Raw genomic sequence first — 18364 nt, forward strand, 5'->3', positions numbered from 1 at the left:
CACGACACTCCACCGAACCATCCCCCAAACCTTCAGCTATATACCGACCTTTTTACTACCTAACCCTGAATAATCAGTTCAAAAACCGTTCATGCCCCTTCGCTACACTGCCCGCTCGTTTATCGCTATCAGGAGTTTGAAAACAATGATGTTGCACCTCAAGAAGAGCACCCTTGCCCTCGTCCTGCTTGCCGCCAGCGGCGCACTTAGCGCCGCCGAAATCACCAACAACAAAATTACCGAGGCGGAGATCAAGGCCGCGCAGGATGGTTGGGGCGCGGCGCTCATCAAGATCAGCGATGACTATCGCGCCGGTGGGATTGAGCGCGCCAAGGCGACCGCCGAGTCGGTGCTCGACAGCGCTTATGGCTACCAGCAGGGGCCGGTGCTGTTCAAACCCACCCTGGCCGGTGGCGAGCAGACCTTTCGCACCAACCGCGAGGGGGCGCTGGCCTACTTTGTCGGCAACAACAGCGCCTACCCCACCGACAAAGGGTTCGCCCTGAAAAACTGGCAGAGCTATCGCTATGACAATGCCGCCGTCTATATCAACGGCGACATGGCGCTGACCATGGGCAAGGTGCATCTGGTAGATCGCGACAACAAGGAAACTACAGTCGACAAGACCTGGGGTTTCAAGAAGGGGGATGATGGCAAGGTGCGTATCGTGCTACACCACTCCTCCCTCCCTTATGAGGGGTAATGACGGGGCCCTGCTCTGCCCACCATCAATATGATCAAAAAACAGCCCTGCCAACTCGGCAGGGCTGTTTTTTTGCGCCTGCGCTTGGCAGATGGTAAGTGAATAGATGACGGTCGTGCTAAAGCAGTTTGCTGCTACCCTCAAGGCAAGCCATTGAGATGCCGAGCATTATCGCGTCTCTTAACTCCAGCCACTCGATATCATCACACAAGGAGACAGATACCATGACCATACTGCCTGTTTACGCGGCCCTGCTCGCCCTGCTGTTTGTGTTGCTGAGCATTCGAACCATTCGCACCCGCCATAGCCGTAAGGTGGCGCTGGGGCATGGGGATGATCCCGCCATGCTGCGGGCCATGCGGGTGCATGCCAACTTTGCGGAGTATGTCCCCCTCGCCCTGCTGCTCATCTATTTCGTTGAAACCGGCAGCCATGCCCCCTGGCTGGTTCATTTGCTGGGGAGTGCCTTGCTGCTTGGCCGTCTCTGCCACGCCTTTGGCATGAGCCGCACGCCGGAAAACTTCCGTTATCGGGTGGCGGGAATGGGGCTGACCTTCACGGTGATCCTGGTGAGCGCTGCCCATATCCTGATCACGGCGCAGCTCCCCTGACCCGGCCGCCACGAATAGCTGGCGAAGCGGTCTGGCAGCCATCCCCATCGGCTATTCTTCACTGCACAGATCGTCGCAACAGTGCTGCTTAAACAAGCCCGATTCAGGAGTGCGATATGAAGTGGATTGGCTGGTTACTGCTTGTCGGGCTGACTCCCGTTGCCCACGCAACCCCGCTAAAGCTGGCGGCAGCGGTCGAACACACTGCGATATTGCGCCCTTTTATTCATGACTGGTTTGGCCGGGCCGGCATCGACTTTCAGTTGATCCCCTGCACCTATGCCCGCTGCGAAAAGTTGATTGAGGCAGACCATGCCGTCGATGGCGATATGGCCCGGATCAAGGGCTTTGATCAGACCTATCCCCACTTGCTGCAGATCGGTGCCCCCATCTCGGAGGCGGCGATTTATGGTCAGCCAAGGGATAACCCGAGCTGGCCCCCCGCCAAGGGTACCGTGATTGGCTGCCTGCGTGGCATCCAATGGTGCGAACGCTTCCTCGGCAACTATCAGGTCATCTGGTTGAACGATGAGAAGCAAGGGCTTGCCCAACTGCATCGAGGCAAAGTGGATTGGCTCATCAAGATGCGCCCCGCTTCTCAACCTGCACTGACGTCCCCCTGGCAGAAGATCACCAAAGAGCAGGTCTTTCTCTACCTCGATAAAAAGCACCGGGCGGAAATTGCGGCCCTGCTCAAGGTACAGCTGGCGTTTATCAATAACGGCCGCTGGCTGGCGATGCAAAAGCAGTACCTCTCCGCCATCTAGCGCGGTTCTCGCAGCACCACACAGTGCCGATTGTATGGCTGAAAAAACAAAGAGCCCTGCCAGATTGGCAGGGCTTTTTCAGTCAACCGCATAGCTGGGGAGTCAAGCTCCCGAGACGCTTACTGGTTGTGGGTAGAGCGACGTGGGCGACGGGCCTGAGCCGGTTTGCCAGCGCCATCAGCCGGACGCTGACCACCTTGCGGCTTGGGCTTGCCACCGTTACCGGTACGTGCACCACCCGCATTGCCATTGGAGGCGGAACGACCGGCACCTTGACGCTGGCCTTGACCTTGCGGACGCGGCGCACGGCGCTGCTCGCTCGGATCGCGGGGCTCTTTGCGCAGCGGCGCGCCGATACCACGGGCGATGTTGTCCAAGGTCTCGCGGGAAGCTTCAAAACCGGCCACCTGCTCGCACGGAATGTTCTGCTTGGTCAGACGCTCGATCGCCTTGATAAGCTTGCCTTCATCGGCAGCCACCAGCGAGATGGCGTGACCGGCAGCGCCAGCACGGCCGGTACGACCGATGCGGTGAACGTAATCTTCCGCCACGTTGGGCAACTCGAAGTTGACCACTTGCGGCAACTTGTCGATGTCCAGACCACGGGCGGCGATGTCGGTCGCCACCAGCACCTTGACGCTACCATCCTTGAAACCGGCCAGCGCGCGAGTACGGGCACCCTGGCTCTTGTTACCGTGGATGGCGGCGGCGCTGACGCCGTTCTTGTCGAGGGTCTCGGCAACACGGTTGGCCATGTGCTTGGTACGGGTGAACACCAGTACCTGCTGCCAGTTGTTGCTGGTGACCAGATGACTCAGCAGCGCGATCTTGTTGGCCTTGTCGCACGGGTGCACCAGCTGCTCGATACGCTCGGCAGTGCTGTTGCGCGGGGCGACTTCAATGACAGCCGGGTTATCCAGCAGACCGGTGGCCAGTTCGCGGATCTCGTCGGCGAAGGTGGCGGAGAAGAGCAGGTTCTGGCGCTTCTTCGGCATCAGGGCAAGGATGCGGCGGATGTCGCGGATAAAGCCCATGTCGAGCATGCGATCCGCTTCGTCCAGTACCAGGATCTCCACCTCGTCGAACTTGACGGCGTTCTGGTTGTAGAGATCCATCAAGCGGCCGGGACAGGCCACCAGCACGTCCAGACCACGGCGAGTCGCCATCATCTGCGGATTGATGCTGACGCCGCCGAAGACGACGTGGCTGCGCATCGGCAGGTGTTTGCCGTAGTTACGCACGCTCTCGCCCACCTGGGCGGCCAGCTCGCGAGTCGGGGTCAGCACCAGCGCACGAATGCGGTTCGGAGAAACCTTGCGTTTGCTCTCCATCAGACGTTGCAGCATCGGCAGGGTAAAGCCTGCGGTCTTGCCGGTCCCTGTTTGGGCCGCCGCCATCAGATCGCGGCCAGCCAGAACGGCGGGGATCGCTTGCTGCTGAATGGGAGACGGGGTGTCGTAGCCTTGTTCGGCAACGGCACGCAACAAGGGTTCGGCCAGACCGAGGGAAGTAAAACTCATAATTACCTGCTAGAGATAGGGGCGCCGGGGATTTGTGGTGGGGCTCCTCTGCTGAGCCGATGCCATCTCACAAGATCTGGGCCTATTGAGAAAACAACGATTTCCCCGGGGAGCAGAGCAAAGGGGAAAGAATAGAGGCGCAGTCTAACGGAGTTGCCCGGGATAAACGAGAAAAATGTGATGCTCCTCCCAGCACGAACAGAAAATCCCCCTCCTGCCCCCCGAATAATCCCGTTGATTGATGTAGCACGCACCACACTATTAACTGGCAACACAATATCAGCCCTCGCAGGCATGGCTCGCGGGGCAAACGCACGGGATAGAAGAACACAATAACGAGGTTTAGCTATGACCACGCCATATCGTCCCCGCGGCAGCTGGCAGGCAAGGATTGGCCTGCTGCTTCTGCTGCTAAGCCCTGCACTGCAGGCCAGTCAGACTCTGACCGTGGCCTGGAGTCACTGGCCCCCCTTCAGCCAAATCAATAACCGGGGTGAGCTGGATGGGCTGGATGCCAGCCTGACCCGCCAGATCCTCACCCAGGCGGGCTTTGCTCCCAAGTTTCGCGAGCTGCCCTGGGCGCGGGCACTGCATCTGGTAGAACACGATCAGCTGGATGTGGCGATGGCAGCTCTCCCTCTGCCGGAGCGCCAGAGCTATGCCCGCTTCTCGACCCCCTACCGCCAGAGCGCCTATGTGCTGCTGAGCAATGACCCTATCCCTGGCCATCAGGATCGCTGGGCACAGCTCGATAATCTGCCCGCGTTGTGCAACGAGAAAGGGCTCAAGATAGGCAAGTTGCGCGGCACCCGCCCCATGCATCAGATGGATAGCTGCCCAGCGCTTAAAATGGCGACCGAATACAACGCCGATGAGCGGATGATCGATCTGCTGCTGGCTCGCCGCCTCGATGGCATCATCATGGAGTGGCAATATGCCCGCTACCGGCTGGCCCAGCTGGGGGCCGAAGGGTTTATCAGCTGCCAGTTATTGCTGCACCACCAGCCGGTCAGCCTGATGTTTGCCAAAAACAGCGTGAACGACGCGCAGCTCCTCAAGATCAACGAGGTGATCCATGCCATGCCCAAAACCTATGGCAAGTTCTCGCCCCCCAGCTGTCGCCTCAATGCCGATCCTGGCGCTGCGGATCTGCTGACCCGCACCCTCCGCAAGCATTGACGAGTTGAGTAATCACCTGAAATAGCAAAGGCGACCCGAAGGTCGCCTTTTTGGTATTTCGAACTTGTTCCCCGAACAGGGAGCGATCAGTCGATGAGCAGCAACAGCGATCAGCGCAGCTGCGGGGTATGGGTCAACACCCCCTGATTCTGGGCACGATGACGCAGCAGGTGATCCATCAACACCAGCGCCAGCATGGCTTCGGCGATGGGCACGGCGCGGATTCCGACGCAAGGATCGTGGCGCCCCTTGGTGATCATCTCGATGGCCTCACCCTCGGTGGTGATGGTCTTGCCCGGCACCGTGATGCTGGAGGTAGGCTTGAGCGCCATGCTCACCACGATATCCTGACCGGATGAAATACCGCCCAGAATGCCGCCCGCATGGTTGCTGGCAAAGCCCGTCGGGGTCATCTCGTCGCGATGCTCGGAGCCTTTTTGCTCCACTACCGCGAAGCCATCGCCGATCTCCACCCCTTTCACCGCATTGATGCCCATCATGGCGTGGGCAATGTCGGCGTCGAGGCGATCAAACACCGGCTCACCCAGGCCCACCGGCACATTGCGCGCAATGACCTGCACCTTGGCACCGATGCTGTTGCCCTCTTTTTTCAGGTCACGCATGTATTGATCCAGTTCTTCCAGCTTGCCCGCATCGGGGAAGAAGAAGGGATTCTGCTCGATCTGCGCCGCGTCAAACGCCTCAGCCTTGATGGGGCCGAGCTGGGAGAGAAAACCGGTGATCTCGATGCCATGCACCTGTTTGAGGTACTTCTTGGCAATGGCCCCCGCCGCCACCCGCATCGCGGTCTCGCGTGCCGAGGAGCGACCACCGCCGCGATAGTCCCGCTGACCATACTTCTGGTGATAGGTGTAGTCAGCATGGCCCGGCCGGAACAAATCCTTGATATCGGAGTAATCCTTGGAGCGCTGATCGGTATTCTCGATGAGCAGCCCGATGGAGGTGCCGGTGGTCTTGCCCTCGAACACCCCGGAGAGGATCTTCACCTCGTCCGGCTCGCGGCGCGGCGTGGTGTAGCGAGAAGTGCCCGGTTTGCGCCGATCCAGATCCCCCTGCAGATCCGCTTCGCTTATCTCCAGCCCCGGCGGGCAACCATCGACCACGGCGCCCAGCGCCAGACCGTGACTCTCGCCAAAGGTGGTGACCCGAAAGAGTTGACCAAAACTGTTCCCTGCCATGCGCGCTCCTGCTTAGTTCTTGTAGATGGCGAAATGATCCTGATACTGCATCAGCTCTTCACGGGTCATCACAAAGACGCCGTGACCGCCGTTTTCAAATTCAACCCAGGTAAAGGGGATCTCGGGGAACTGGGCTTCCAGATGGATCATGCTGTTGCCCACCTCGACCACCAGCACGCCATTATCCTTGAGGAAATCTGCGGCATTGGCCAGCAGGCGCTTGGTCAGCTTGAGGCCGTCGGAGCCGGACGCCAGCGCCAGCTCGGGTTCGTGACGAAACTCGTCCGGCAGATCCGACATGTCTTCGGAGTCCACATAGGGCGGATTGGAGACGATGAGATCGTACTTGTCGCCCGCTGGCAGATCGCGGAACAGATCGGAGCGGATCGGAATGACCTGCTGCTCCAGCCCGTGATCATTGATGTTGCGCTCGGCCACGTTCAGTGCATCGATGCTGATGTCGATGGCATCCACTTCCGCTTCAGGGAACTCGTGGGCCATGATGATGGCGATACAGCCGGAGCCGGTGCACAGGTCCATGATCCGGGTCGGTTCATGTTTGAGGAAAGGCGCGAAACGGTTGGCCACCATCTCGGCAATGGGGGAACGGGGAATGAGCACCCGCTCGTCCACGTAGAACTCCCAACCGGCATACCAGGCCTTGTTGGTCAGGTAGGCGGCCGGAACCCGCTCCTGTACGCGGCGGATAATCAGCTCGGCGATGCGGTGACGCTCGCTGCTGGTGAGACGGGAGTGGCGCATGGCCGGGTCTACATCCGGTGGCAGATGTAACGCGGGCAGTACCAGCTGCACAGCTTCATCCCAGGCGTTGTCGGTTCCATGACCGTAAAAAATCCCGGCGTCGTTGAAACGACTCATGGCCCAACGCAACATGTCCTGGATGGTGTGCATCTCGGCAACCACCTCATCGATAAATATCTTGTCCAAATCCACCTCCAAGTCGAGTAATATCCGGCCCGAGCCCCGTTTACGTTGCGGGCAAGACGCATACCTAATACATGAGCATCTGATGAAAAAAACGCCCTCACCGACAGACGAGGAAACCCTGCTGTTCCGCGATGCGATAAAAGGTACCCGGAAAATCAAGCAAGATACCATAAGGGCCGAGTTACGCCCGGTCAAGCAGAAACGCGAATTGCGCGAAACCCGCGAAAAGCTTGGGGTTGACCACTATTTCAGCGATGAGTATCAGCCCCATCTCGACGATGATGGGCCGACCCGTTACGTGCGGGAAGATGTGTCAAAATTTGAGCTGAAAAAGCTCAAGCGGGGCATTTATCCGCCGGAGATCTACCTCGATCTGCACGGCATGAACCAGCAGCAGGCAAAACAGGAGCTGGCGGCTCTGCTCACCCTCTGCCAGAAAGAGAACATTCACGTCGCCTCGGTGATGCACGGCATCGGCAAACATATTCTCAAGCAGCGCATTCCCAGCTGGCTGGCCCAGCACCCCAATGTGCGCGCCTTCCATCAGGCCCCCCGCGAATGGGGCGGCGACAGCGCCATTCTGGTGTTGCTGGATATCGAAGAGTAGTTAGCCAAACGACCACACTATACTGAATATCAATGTGTTATTCGCCGTGGAGGTCGCATGTTTACACAGGGTTCCCATGCCGACATAAAGTCATCCCTCGACGCCATCGGCGCTGCCGTGGCGGTGTTCAGCCTCGACAAGGATGATCACTTTGTGCTGGTCTCTGCCAACGATACCTTTGCCAAGGCGTTCGAGCTGGATGTCCTTGGCAGCATTGGCAAACAGCTGAGCGAGATGTTTCCCCGCTACATCACCAATACCATCGAGCCGCCAATGCACGAATGTGTGCGCATGCAGACCGGGCTCGAGAGCGAGCTGCCCATCGACAGCCTGTCGCGCACCAGTTGGTGGCGCTTTATTCTCTCCCCCATCATCCCCGAGCAGGCACGGATCACCCGGATCATCGTCACCGCCATCGACATCACCGCCAGGATGCAGCTGGAAGAGGCGCTCACCACCAGTCGCCGTCGCTTCGAAGCGGTGGTCAACTCCGCCTATGACGGCATCATCAGTGTCAGCAGCGAATCGCGCATCGAGCTTATCAATACTGCTGCCTGCGAGATGTTCGGCATCGACGAAAGCTATCTCGGCAAGCGGCTGGAAACCCTGCTGCCACAGCGTTTTCGCGCCAATCACGAGACCTATTTCAAAGCCTTCAGCAGCTCCCCCATCAATTCGCGCCCGATGCATGCCCGCGCCTCGGTGATGGGGCTGCGCCGCGACGGCAGCGAATTTCCGCTGGAGGTGACCATCGCCAAGATCAATCTGGGCCCGACCACCGAGATGACCGCCATCTTGCGGGATATCTCTGAGCGAGCCCGACTGGTGGAGGAGTTGAAGGTCGCCGCCACCACGGATCCCCTGACCGGCATTGCCAACCGGCGCCGCTTCAACGAGCTGGTCAACGCCGAGATGCAACGCTGCCAGCGTTTTGGCCATACCATGAGCCTGCTGCTGATCGATATCGACCACTTCAAGGAAGTCAACGATACCTTTGGCCACCAGCAGGGGGATCAGGCGATCCTGAGTCTGGTGAAACGGATCAGCAAACAGTTGCGGGAGGTGGACATGCTGGGGCGCTGGGGTGGCGAGGAGTTTATCGTGCTGCTGCCGGAAACCTCCCTCGAACTCGCCTGGGCCAGTGCCGAGCGGATCAGGCTCGCCATCGAATCCCAGCACCATGCACTGGAGGGGGATCTTGAGATCTCCCTCACCATCAGTATCGGGATCAGCGCCAGCAAGGGCAGCCATGACACTGTAGAGAAGATGGTTAGACGGGCCGACACCGCCCTCTATCTGGCCAAAAAGCAGGGGCGCAACTGCTGCCGCAAAGAAGAGCCGGAGCCGACCTGATGGCGCACGCCCCTGCCCTCTGGTGACACTGCTAACCTGTGCCTGTAGAGATAACCAACCGCAACGAATACAAAAGACAGCGCTACTCTCTTCGGTAGCGCTTTTTTCGTCCTGCTTTTGGTGCACTTTTCAATCACAACCATCAAGGGGACGGCTAAAGCGCAGTGGGCCACCATCAGTCTGAGAGAGCCTCACCGACAGCATGCCGCTGTTGGGCAATTGCCACTCGAAGAAGTCATCAAATCCGGCAATCGTTACGGCGCGGATCACCTTGGCGACCACTCCATGCGCCACCAGCAGTATCCGCTCCCCTTGCATGGTCGAAGCAAGTTCCGTGAGTCCCTGCGAGACCCGGGCAATCACCTCATCAATGGTCTCACCACCGGGAGGAGCTTCAGCCCAGCGCCGGGTGATATTGCGCGCCCACAGTTCGGGATAGCGTGTTCTCGCCTCTACCTGTGTCAGCCCTTCAAACAGGCCGACATCCCGCTCACGAAAGGCTGGTACAAGCTCCACAGGCAATCCCAGCTGACGAGACAAGATGGCAGCGCTCTCCCTTGTTCGCAGCAGGGGGGACGCCAGCAGCCGATCGAACGGCGGCTCTGTCACAGCTACCTTCTCAGCCAGACAAGATATCTGGCGCACGCTATCGTTATTGAGCCCGATATCCAGCGCGCCCTGATAACGCCCTTCCGCATTGGCCTGCGTCTCGCCATGGCGGATAACTACCAGCTCCATGCCGACCTCCTTTGCTGGGGCTACCTGGTTTTACTTCCCTTTGCGATAACGGGGATGCTCGTCCTGGATCGGCAACCAGGGCAGCTGACTGTCGGTATGGATGTGATAGGTTGGCGCAACGGCCTTCGGATTATTGAGGGAGGCGATGGCCAACGTGAGATAGTCAGGGTACTGGGTGCTGCGATACGTGAGGGTGGAGCCACACTCGGCGCAAAATCCCCGGCGGATAAAGTCTGAAGACGCATACTCGGTCGGTTTGCCGCAAAGCCACTCTACCCGCTCGATGCGAAAGTCCATCCAGGCCCCGACCGGGGCACCCGTGGTGCGCTGGCAATCCCGACAGTGACAAAAATCGGCCGCAAAAGGTGCTGCCAGCATCTCATAACGGATCGCCCCGCAATGACAACCGCCCTTCATCTTGCCCCCCTTGTTGCAATTTTGCACAAGCCAAAGAGATTACCAATATAAACCGGCCCTTTACATCTATTTTCTCAAGGGAATAAGCGACAATGTACCGAGATAAAGCTGAGTGATATAGCAAGACCTCACCATTTCAGGTGATAAATGACAGTTTACCAATAGAGAAGATACTCCTCATATTCGCAATGAGAGGTTTCAATTTATGGTGGGAAATGAATTAGCAAGTAGCGCGCTACTCTTATCAGAAGATGCCAGTTTATAGGGGCTAACGAACCTGAATATAAATTTCATTCTCAACGTTGATTCAACACTATTTTATTTCAATTTTCAGATAAAAACTCACCTTATCAGTTAGAACATAAGCACCATTGAAAATACAAGATAATATTCAGTGATGCACTGCTGATAATTAACGAGGAGAAGGAGTTATCCCCCCTCTCCTCTTTGGGAGTTAAATTACGCCATCTTATTTGGCAGGAACTACAACCCAGGGGCCGCCTTTGGCGGGATCATCCCCCTGTGTCCACCATTTGGCCTGATAGACGGCGCCCTTGTAGCTCACCTTGTTGCCCGCGGTGTAGACCTTGGTCACTTCCCAGGCCGGGTTGCCACCGATGGGGGGGTCGCTCGGATCGACCGGTGGTGGAGTCAGTTTGTCCACAACCCGCACTTTCGGCCAGTTGGCGTGGGAGCCGTAGAAGTTGGTCACACACTTCTCGTAATCACCCGGTACCAGCGCGGAATATGCGGTCTGGAAGCCCACCAACTCACACTCGAAGGAGTAACCGCCCGGGCGATCCGGGTAGTATTTCCAATTGCCATCCCAGTTGGTGTAGAGCACGTCGGTAGCGCCATTGAGATTGAGGCTGCCATAAGGAGTCTGCTGCCAGCAGGTGTTCTTCTCATCCGCCTTGATCGGGATCTGGTAGTGGTTGGCCAGCCCTTCCCAGTAGCGGATTCGATTGACCGGCTGCCCCTTGTCCTTGTTTTGTTCACCACACTCGATACCGCCGTTGATCACGTTGATGGTGGTACCGAAGCCATAGCCGATACCGGCGTCAGCTTCCCGTTTTGAGGGTACCCAAGTGCGATCAATCACGTGCAGCATGGCCGGTTTCGGAGCCTGCGGGGTGAGGAAGAACCAGATGGCCGAAGCGAGGTTGAGCCAGGAGTCCGCCACCAGCCCCGGGTTGTTGAGCAGCACGGAGGCATCGCCGTCAAACATCGCCTCGGAGAAGGCGCCGTAGTTGAAGTGGTAGGAGAGCTGCTTGGCACCGCGACCGAAGTAACCCTGCCCCGTGCTGCAGGGCCACTTTTTGTTCTGCCAGTCGTTCTGGCCACAGCCGGTGGTGTAGCCGGTCTGTCCCTCTGACCAGCCCATCTCCCGCACATGCACCAGTGCCTGTTGCCACTCCTCCAACCCCAGCGGGTTATCGGAGACGTTCTCCTTGGCAATATGGCCACCGGTCTCCTGAGAGAAGTGCGCAAAGGCGGTCACGATGGATTTTTTACAGATCGCATCAGAGTCGCGACCGTCGGTATATTCGCCACAGAACGCAGGAAATTTACCGATGGCTCGCAAGAAGCGGACATAAGTATATTCCGGCGCTGCCATCTGGGTTAAATATTCCCATTCAGATTGGGGAAATACCCGTTCAACCCGTTTTACGTTGTCAGGATTGCTTGCCAGACCCGGTTCAATGGCATCAACGATTTTATTTGACCTGGTCGCCAATGCCTTGGCCCATATTGCATACATGGGATTGGCCGTCTTGGCTTTTTCCATGGCAGCCAGATCCGGGGCCGCAATCACATATCCTCCCGCATTTTGCGGATCGGGTTGAATATTCATGGCTGCACTCATTGCGGCATAGCTTGGCAATGCGCAGGCGGCAGCGATCAGCCAGGCACAACGCTTGGGTTTGAACATGTTTATCGTCCTTGTTTGAATTAATGCGTTCCAAGAGTAGGTGTTTCAACAACTAAATTCACGATGAGAATTAAGAAATAAGCAGAATTTGTGAGCCATTTCACTTTGTGATATTCAGTGCAGCTGAAACAAAGAAAAAGAACCCAAACGAAAACGCTACAGCGTGATCTGTCGCCCATTTTTAGAACAGTTGAGACAGCCAGGTGACCTGCCATACGGTCATTGTTCGTGATAAAAAAATGGCTGACAGGCTCAACCTGTCAGCCATCATCAATGTTCAAGAAAAATGCTCAAAATAGCCGGATGTCAGGCACGCACGGCACGGATCAGGATATTGCGCGGGGTCATGGGTTTGGCACAAAACTCCCCCACTTCGACCCGATAGCCCTGCTCTTGCAAAAAGAGCGCGCGATCCAGCGCCAGCCAGATCTCGAGGGGACGGCGAAACAAATGACGCACCAGCTCCATGCGGGCGACATCACCAAAGCGACGCTCTCCGTGTTCCAGCCAGGCGGAATAGTCGAGCCCAGCGGGCAGCACAATCCCTTTGCGCTCGGAAGCCCAGCCGCAGAATGCCTCAAACGTGCCGGTCAGCAGGCTCTTTTGCATATTGGGGACCGGCAGATACTCATCCACCCCGCGTACCTGACGCTGCAGGCAGTCAAACCCGAGCCGCCACACCACTTCCTGCTCGCGCAGGCGGGCGATCCGCGCACCGCCAGTCACCGTCTCCTGTAGCGGCAACTTGAGATCCGCCTTGCTCAACACCAGCTCGCTGGCATTGGCCGCGGCCGACAGCGGGCGATAGTGGCTGCTGCGGATCAGGTGGTAACAACAGGGAGAGATGGTCACTCCGCGGGCACCGCGCTCGGCCACCCGCTCCAGCAGATGGGTGTGCAGCTCGCCGCAGGCATGGAGTGCCATGGCATGATGTTCGGGGGCGATCAGCACCGCCGACTCGGGGGCAAAGGCATCGGCGCAGGTAAAGGTCATATTGGCGCCATCCCGCTCGGCCAGCAGCCGACCTTCGTCACAAAGCTGCCCTTGCAACTCCAGACTGAGGATCGGAGCCTGTCGATGAAGTGACACCAGCCGCCCAAGATGCCCCTTGCCGGCACACCACTCCAGATAGGGGCCCTGATGGGCCGGCAGACAGGCGGTGAACGACTCGATCTGGGCCTGCTTGCGCCCCGGCATATGCAGCGCCATCTCCTTGCTGCAAGTGATGGGCTCAGGGGTAAACGGGGCAAGCAGGCTGAGTTGCTGCAGCTCGGCGCCCTCGGCAATCCAGGGGGCAAGAAGACTGCTGAGGGCATCCATATCCGCATCGAGCTCTGCCAACTGGCCGAGCGTCAGCCCATTGAGCAACGCAGCCAATTCGGGCGCCTCATCGGCAAAGGCCATGGTCAGATGATGATATGGCTGATATTGCCACCAGCGTTGGTAGCGGGTGAGCAGTCGATCCAGTTGTTGAAAACGTTGAGCCAGCACGAATGCCCCTGCCTTGCAGTCAAAAAGGAGGCTCATTCTATCGATCCCGCTTCAAATTGCACTCTCAATACCAAACGATCAGCGCCGCGCAACAGCACAGCCAACCTTGTGAGCCAGGGCAGACCTGACAAAGTGCGGGGTTTTATGCTATATTCCGCCCCCTCTTTCACGCGCCCCGTCCAACGCGGGTCGCTTTACACTAGCTATGGGACCAACAACATGACCATCAACGCCATTCTGCAAGCGCGCGCGGGCGCCAAGTGTGAACTGTGCAGCGCCGAGCAGGCGCTGACCGCCTTCGTGGTGCCTCACTCCCCCGCCAGCGACGATGATCACAGCGTTGCTATCTGTGACACCTGCCGTGGTCAGCTGGAACAACCGGATACCCTGGTGGTGAACCACTGGCGTTGCCTGAGCGACAGCATGTGGAGCCAGGTGCCTGCGGTGCAGGTGATGGCATGGCGCCAGCTCAAAGCACTCTCCGGCAAGGGTGAGGTGTGGGCTCAGGATCTGCTGGACATGATGTACATGGAGGACGAAGCCAAGGCCTGGGCTGAAGCTGGTATTGCTGACGAAGATGACGACAGCGTACCGACCGTTGACTCCAACGGCGCCGTGCTGCAAGAGGGCGACTCCGTTACCCTGATCAAGGATCTGGACGTGAAAGGCGCCGGTTTTACCGCCAAGCGAGGCACCCTGGTCAAGGGCATCCGTCTGACCAACAACCCGCTCCATATCGAAGGCAAGGTCAACGGCGTGCAGATCGTACTGGTTGCTGCCTACCTGAAAAAGGCCTAAACCAAGGGCGATTGCTCTGCTGTCTGCTGCCAGAGCACAAGCACAACGGAAAAAGGATGGCGTCACGCCATCCTTTTTTATGCCCGCTTGCCACAAACGACAAACCTGAGCCCATAAGGCCAGCCAAAGCAAAAAGGCGCATCCGGATGGACGCGCCTTCTTTACAGGGCCGATACCGTTAACCGGCAGCGAAAACGGTCACTCAGGAGGAGAGCTTGCCATCTAGCTCGGCAATCTTGGCCGACCAGTAGGCCGGGCCGGTTTCGTGGATATTGTTGCCTTCGGAGTCGACCGCAACGGTCACCGGCATATCTTCCACTTCAAACTCGTAGATCGCTTCCATGCCGAGATCGGCAAAAGCCACCACGCGGGCCTTCTTGATGGCCTTGGCCACCAGATAAGCAGCCCCGCCCACCGCCATCAGATAGACGGCCTTGTGCTGCTTGATGCTCTCGACGGTTTTCGGACCACGCTCGGATTTGCCGATCATGCCGATAAGGCCGGTTTCACCCAGCATCATATCGGTGAACTTGTCCATCCGAGTGGAGGTGGTGGGGCCTGCCGGGCCGACTACTTCGTCACGCACCGCATCGACCGGGCCAACGTAATAGATAAAGCGGTTGGTGAAATCGACCCCTTCAGGCAGCCCTTCGCCATTTTTCAGCATGTCGGCGATACGCTTGTGGGCGGCGTCGCGACCGGTGAGGATCTTGCCGGAGAGCAGCACGGTATCACCGCTCTTCCAGCTGGCCAGTTCGGCCTTGGTGATGCCATCGACGTTGACGCGGCGCACATTGCCACCCGCTTCACGGGCGATCTCCGGCCAGTCACTCAGTTTCGGCGGAGTCAGTTCAGCAGGGCCTGAACCATCCAGCTCGAAATGAACGTGACGGGTCGCGGCGCAGTTGGGGATCATCACCACCGGCTTGGAGGCGGCGTGAGTCGGCGCAGATTTCACCTTCACATCCAGCACGGTAGTGAGGCCGCCCAGCCCTTGGGCACCGATCCCCAGCTTGTTGACCTTGTCGTAGAGCTCGACCCGCAGCTTCTCTTCAGTGGTTTGCGGGCCACGGGCGATCAGATCCTGAATGTCGATGTGCTCCATCAGGGCCTCTTTGGCCAGCACTGCCGCTTTCTCGGCGGTACCGCCGATGCCGATGCCCAGCATGCCGGGCGGGCACCAGCCGGCGCCCATGGTCGGCACGGTTTTCAGCACCCACTCGACGATATCGTCAGAGGGGTTGAGCATCACCATCTTGGATTTGTTCTCGGAGCCGCCGCCTTTGGCCGCGATGCTCACTTCCACCTTGTTGCCGGGGATCATGTCGATATGGACCACGGCAGGGGCGTTGTCTTTGGTGTTTTTGCGACTGCCGGCCGGATCGGCCAGCACCGAGGCGCGCAGCGGGTTGTCAGGATTGGTGTAGGCACGACGGGTCCCTTCGTCCACCATCTCCTGCACTGTCATGTCGCTGTCCCACTGGACCTGCATGCCAATTTTGACGAAACAGGTCACGATGCCGGTGTCCTGGCAGAGCGGACGATGACCTTCGGCGGACATGCGGGAGTTGATCAGGATCTGGGCAAGCGCATCTTTGGCGGCCGGGTTGGCCTCGCGGTCATACGCCGCTTTGGCAGCCTGAACAAAATCCAACGGGTGGTAATAGGAGATGTACTGGAGGGCATCTGCGATAGAATCGATGAAATCCTGTTTTTTTATAATGCTCATATCATCCTCACTGGTCCTTGTCTCTGCCACGGAGCAGGGCAAGGGCTTCCATATGATGGGCCGTGCTGACGTGCTGGCTAAAAACTATCAACCAGCAAAAAACGAACGACACGGCAGTTTTTTCTTAAGTCACCGACACCTATGATACGCTTGCCCACCAGCACCGACTAGGGTTCGGGAACCAAACTGTTGCCTGTGTAACATAAAATGACGCCAACACTTCATATCCATCATCTAGACCATAGTGCTGAACTCCATCAGCTTTTTGCCCGCCTGCAACATCAGCCGTGGGCCATGTTGCTGGAATCGGCGGGACCACTCGGTGCCGATAACGGCTTTGATATCATCACTGCCGATCCGCTGGCGACCCTCGAAACCCGTGGCGAGGTGACCACTCTGCGTATCGGGGCGAATATCAGCGAACACAGCGAAGATCCCCTCGCCCTGCTGGCCCATACCCAGCAACAGCTGCTGGGGGAGCTGGATTTGTGTGCCACTCACCTGCCCTTTATTGGCGGCGCCCTCGGCCTGTTTGGCTATGATCTGGGCCGCCGCTTTGAGCGACTGCCGGTGCAGGCCGCCGCCGATATCGCGCTGCCAGACATGGCGGTGGGCATCTACGACTGGGCGCTGCTTCGCAATGTGGCGACCGGCGACTGGCAGCTGGTGCACTGGGGGGATAAAGCGGGCCTTGCCAACCGGCTGGCCTGGCTTGAACAGCAGCAGGCCAAACCGGCCCCCGCTTTTGCCTTGCTGGGGGCGTGGCAGAGCAATATGAGCCGCGCCGAGTATGGCGAGAAGTTTGCCCGCATTCAGGAATATCTCGCCGCAGGGGATTGCTACCAGATCAACCTGACCCAGCGTTTCAGCGCCCCCTATCAGGGGGATGAGTGGCAGGCCTACTGCCTGCTGGCCACCGCCAACAAGGCCCCCTTCTCAGCCTTTATCCGTCTGCCGGAGAGCGCGCTGCTGAGCCTCTCCCCCGAGCGCTTCCTGCTGCTCGATGGCCGTCATATCGAAACCAAACCCATCAAGGGCACTCGCCCTCGCCACCCCGATCCGGCCACCGATCGGCAAGTCGCGCGGGAGCTGGCGCAGGCCGACAAGGACAGATCAGAGAATCTGATGATCGTTGATCTGCTGCGCAACGACATCGGTCGGGTCAGCCGGCCGGGCTCGGTCAGCGTGCCTCATCTCTTTGCGGTGGAGTCGTTTCCGGCGGTACATCATCTGGTCTCCACCATCCACGGTGAGCTGGATGCACGCTGGCAAGGAGTCGATCTGCTGCGGGCCTGTTTCCCGGGTGGCTCCATCACCGGCGCCCCCAAGATCCGCGCCATGGCGATCATTGAGGAGCTGGAGCCCCAGCGGCGCAATGCCTATTGCGGCAGCATCGGCTATCTCAGCCAGCACGGCCGGATAGATACCAGCATCTGCATTCGCACCCTGATCGCCGAAGCGGGTCGCCTGCACTGCTGGGCCGGTGGAGGCATCATCGCCGACTCCGACGCCGACAGCGAATATCAGGAGACCTATGACAAGGTCGCCCGCATCCTGCCGCCGCTCTCGGCGCTGTAACCGTCCCCACTGTCAGGCCACCGCACAGGAGAGAGCACCCGCCATGGATCGCCACGAACTGCTGACCCGCTTCCAGTTGCAGCAACCTGCGCCGGCCCATCGCCTCGCTATTGGCGGGCTCAGTCCGGCGGCGGTGTTGATCCCGGTGGTGATGCGCGATGAGGGGCTCAGCGTGTTATTGACCCGGCGCAGCCCACGGCTGCGTCATCATGGGGGGCAGATCAGCTTCCCCGGCGGGCGACAGGATCCCGGCGACGAAAACCTGATTGCCACGGCGCTGCGGGAGACCGAAGAGGAGCTCGGCATTCCGGCCCGACTGATTGAAGTGATCGGCACCCTCAACCCGCTTAATACCGTGTCACGATTCGAGGTGCTGCCGGTGCTGGGGCTGCTCGATGGCAACTATCCCCTCATCCTGAGTCCTGATGAGGTGGATCACGCCTTTGAAGTGCCGCTGACCCATCTGCTGGATCGGCGCAACCACATCCCCCTGACCCTTTCCAGAGGGGGGAAAGCGCACACCATCTACTGGATCCCCTGGCAACAGCACTTTATCTGGGGGGCTACCGCCAGCATGATCAACCAACTAGCCCAGCATCTCGAAAAATAACAATTTACCTACATTTGGCTGAGCGAGATTTAATCATTAACACTAAAATAACGTGCCAATTGATAAACAATAATTGAATTTTTCTTGTTTTGATCACATTTCCATAAGAAAGTGCGGTTTTTCGTGCCGTAAAGATGAATTTGATCAACATTTTTGATTAGAAAAACCGTATCCTTGCGCCGA

17 protein-coding genes are annotated in these 18364 nt (G+C 58.4%); 9 read left to right on the forward strand and 8 right to left on the reverse strand.

What is annotated here, in order from left to right; translation table 11 throughout:
* The first annotated feature begins 145 nt into the window (after nucleotides 1-145).
* From AACT07_RS05515 to AACT07_RS05525, 3 genes are all read left to right on the forward strand, one after another.
* Nucleotides 146-703, forward strand: coding sequence for a hypothetical protein (locus tag AACT07_RS05515; protein ID WP_069526853.1), 558 nt, complete (start codon nucleotides 146-148; stop codon nucleotides 701-703).
* Between the two features lie 224 nt (nucleotides 704-927).
* Entirely contained in the window at nucleotides 928-1314 is a 387-nt protein-coding gene (locus tag AACT07_RS05520) for an MAPEG family protein (protein ID WP_069526854.1), read from the forward strand.
* Between the two features lie 116 nt (nucleotides 1315-1430).
* A complete protein-coding gene (locus AACT07_RS05525; RefSeq protein ID WP_069526855.1) occupies nucleotides 1431-2081 on the forward strand; it encodes a hypothetical protein in 651 nt (216 codons plus the stop codon).
* A 119-nt stretch (nucleotides 2082-2200) separates the two neighbouring features.
* On the opposite strand, the gene AACT07_RS05530 is transcribed toward AACT07_RS05525, so the two are convergent.
* Entirely contained in the window at nucleotides 2201-3601 is a 1401-nt protein-coding gene (locus tag AACT07_RS05530; protein ID WP_005333194.1) for a DEAD/DEAH box helicase, read from the reverse strand.
* A gap of 348 nt (nucleotides 3602-3949) precedes the next feature.
* Between AACT07_RS05530 and AACT07_RS05535 the strand changes: the two genes are divergently transcribed.
* The gene (locus AACT07_RS05535; RefSeq protein ID WP_069526856.1) at nucleotides 3950-4780 is read left to right on the forward strand and encodes a substrate-binding periplasmic protein; all 831 of its coding nucleotides are present in this window, start codon (nucleotides 3950-3952) and stop codon (nucleotides 4778-4780) included.
* A 110-nt stretch (nucleotides 4781-4890) separates the two neighbouring features.
* Here AACT07_RS05535 and aroC read toward each other — a convergent pair whose 3' ends face one another.
* On the reverse strand, nucleotides 4891-5979 hold the full coding sequence (gene aroC, locus AACT07_RS05540; protein ID WP_069526857.1) for a chorismate synthase: 1089 nt from the start codon (nucleotides 5977-5979) through the stop codon (nucleotides 4891-4893).
* A gap of 12 nt (nucleotides 5980-5991) precedes the next feature.
* On the reverse strand, nucleotides 5992-6927 hold the full coding sequence (gene prmB, locus AACT07_RS05545; RefSeq protein ID WP_069526886.1) for a 50S ribosomal protein L3 N(5)-glutamine methyltransferase: 936 nt from the start codon (nucleotides 6925-6927) through the stop codon (nucleotides 5992-5994).
* 82 nt (nucleotides 6928-7009) lie between these two features.
* Here prmB and smrB point away from each other — a divergent pair, with 82 nt between their 5' ends.
* On the forward strand, nucleotides 7010-7534 hold the full coding sequence (gene smrB / locus AACT07_RS05550) for an endonuclease SmrB (protein WP_005333198.1): 525 nt from the start codon (nucleotides 7010-7012) through the stop codon (nucleotides 7532-7534).
* Nucleotides 7535-7591: 57 nt separating this feature from the next.
* Entirely contained in the window at nucleotides 7592-8887 is a 1296-nt protein-coding gene (locus tag AACT07_RS05555) for a sensor domain-containing diguanylate cyclase (RefSeq protein ID WP_069526858.1), read from the forward strand.
* Nucleotides 8888-9016: 129 nt separating this feature from the next.
* Here the strand turns inward: AACT07_RS05555 and AACT07_RS05560 are convergent, their stop codons facing one another.
* From AACT07_RS05560 to AACT07_RS05575, 4 genes are all read right to left on the reverse strand, one after another.
* Entirely contained in the window at nucleotides 9017-9625 is a 609-nt protein-coding gene (locus tag AACT07_RS05560; protein WP_069526859.1) for a histidine phosphatase family protein, read from the reverse strand.
* A 30-nt stretch (nucleotides 9626-9655) separates the two neighbouring features.
* Complete coding sequence (locus tag AACT07_RS05565; protein ID WP_069526860.1) at nucleotides 9656-10042, reverse strand: GFA family protein; 387 nt, start codon at nucleotides 10040-10042, stop codon at nucleotides 9656-9658.
* 469 nt (nucleotides 10043-10511) lie between these two features.
* The gene (locus AACT07_RS05570) at nucleotides 10512-11975 is read right to left on the reverse strand and encodes a chitinase (protein ID WP_083249921.1); all 1464 of its coding nucleotides are present in this window, start codon (nucleotides 11973-11975) and stop codon (nucleotides 10512-10514) included.
* Nucleotides 11976-12281: 306 nt separating this feature from the next.
* A complete protein-coding gene (locus tag AACT07_RS05575; protein ID WP_069526861.1) occupies nucleotides 12282-13502 on the reverse strand; it encodes a methyltransferase in 1221 nt (406 codons plus the stop codon).
* 183 nt (nucleotides 13503-13685) lie between these two features.
* On the opposite strand from AACT07_RS05575, the gene AACT07_RS05580 reads away from it, so the two are divergent.
* On the forward strand, nucleotides 13686-14264 hold the full coding sequence (locus tag AACT07_RS05580; RefSeq protein WP_005333203.1) for a PhnA domain-containing protein: 579 nt from the start codon (nucleotides 13686-13688) through the stop codon (nucleotides 14262-14264).
* Between the two features lie 202 nt (nucleotides 14265-14466).
* On the opposite strand, the gene AACT07_RS05585 is transcribed toward AACT07_RS05580, so the two are convergent.
* A complete protein-coding gene (locus AACT07_RS05585) occupies nucleotides 14467-15993 on the reverse strand; it encodes a fumarate hydratase (RefSeq protein ID WP_069526862.1) in 1527 nt (508 codons plus the stop codon).
* Nucleotides 15994-16287: 294 nt separating this feature from the next.
* Between AACT07_RS05585 and pabB the strand changes: the two genes are divergently transcribed.
* Nucleotides 16288-17571 (forward strand): aminodeoxychorismate synthase component I, encoded by a 1284-nt coding sequence (gene pabB, locus AACT07_RS05590; protein ID WP_069526863.1) that lies wholly within the window; start codon nucleotides 16288-16290, stop codon nucleotides 17569-17571.
* Between the two features lie 43 nt (nucleotides 17572-17614).
* Nucleotides 17615-18181, forward strand: coding sequence for a CoA pyrophosphatase (locus tag AACT07_RS05595; RefSeq protein WP_069526864.1), 567 nt, complete (start codon nucleotides 17615-17617; stop codon nucleotides 18179-18181).
* The last annotated feature ends 183 nt before the right edge of the window (nucleotides 18182-18364 follow it).

Source organism: Aeromonas sp. ANP5 (genome assembly GCF_963870295.1).
Taxonomy (GTDB): domain Bacteria; phylum Pseudomonadota; class Gammaproteobacteria; order Enterobacterales; family Aeromonadaceae; genus Aeromonas; species Aeromonas veronii.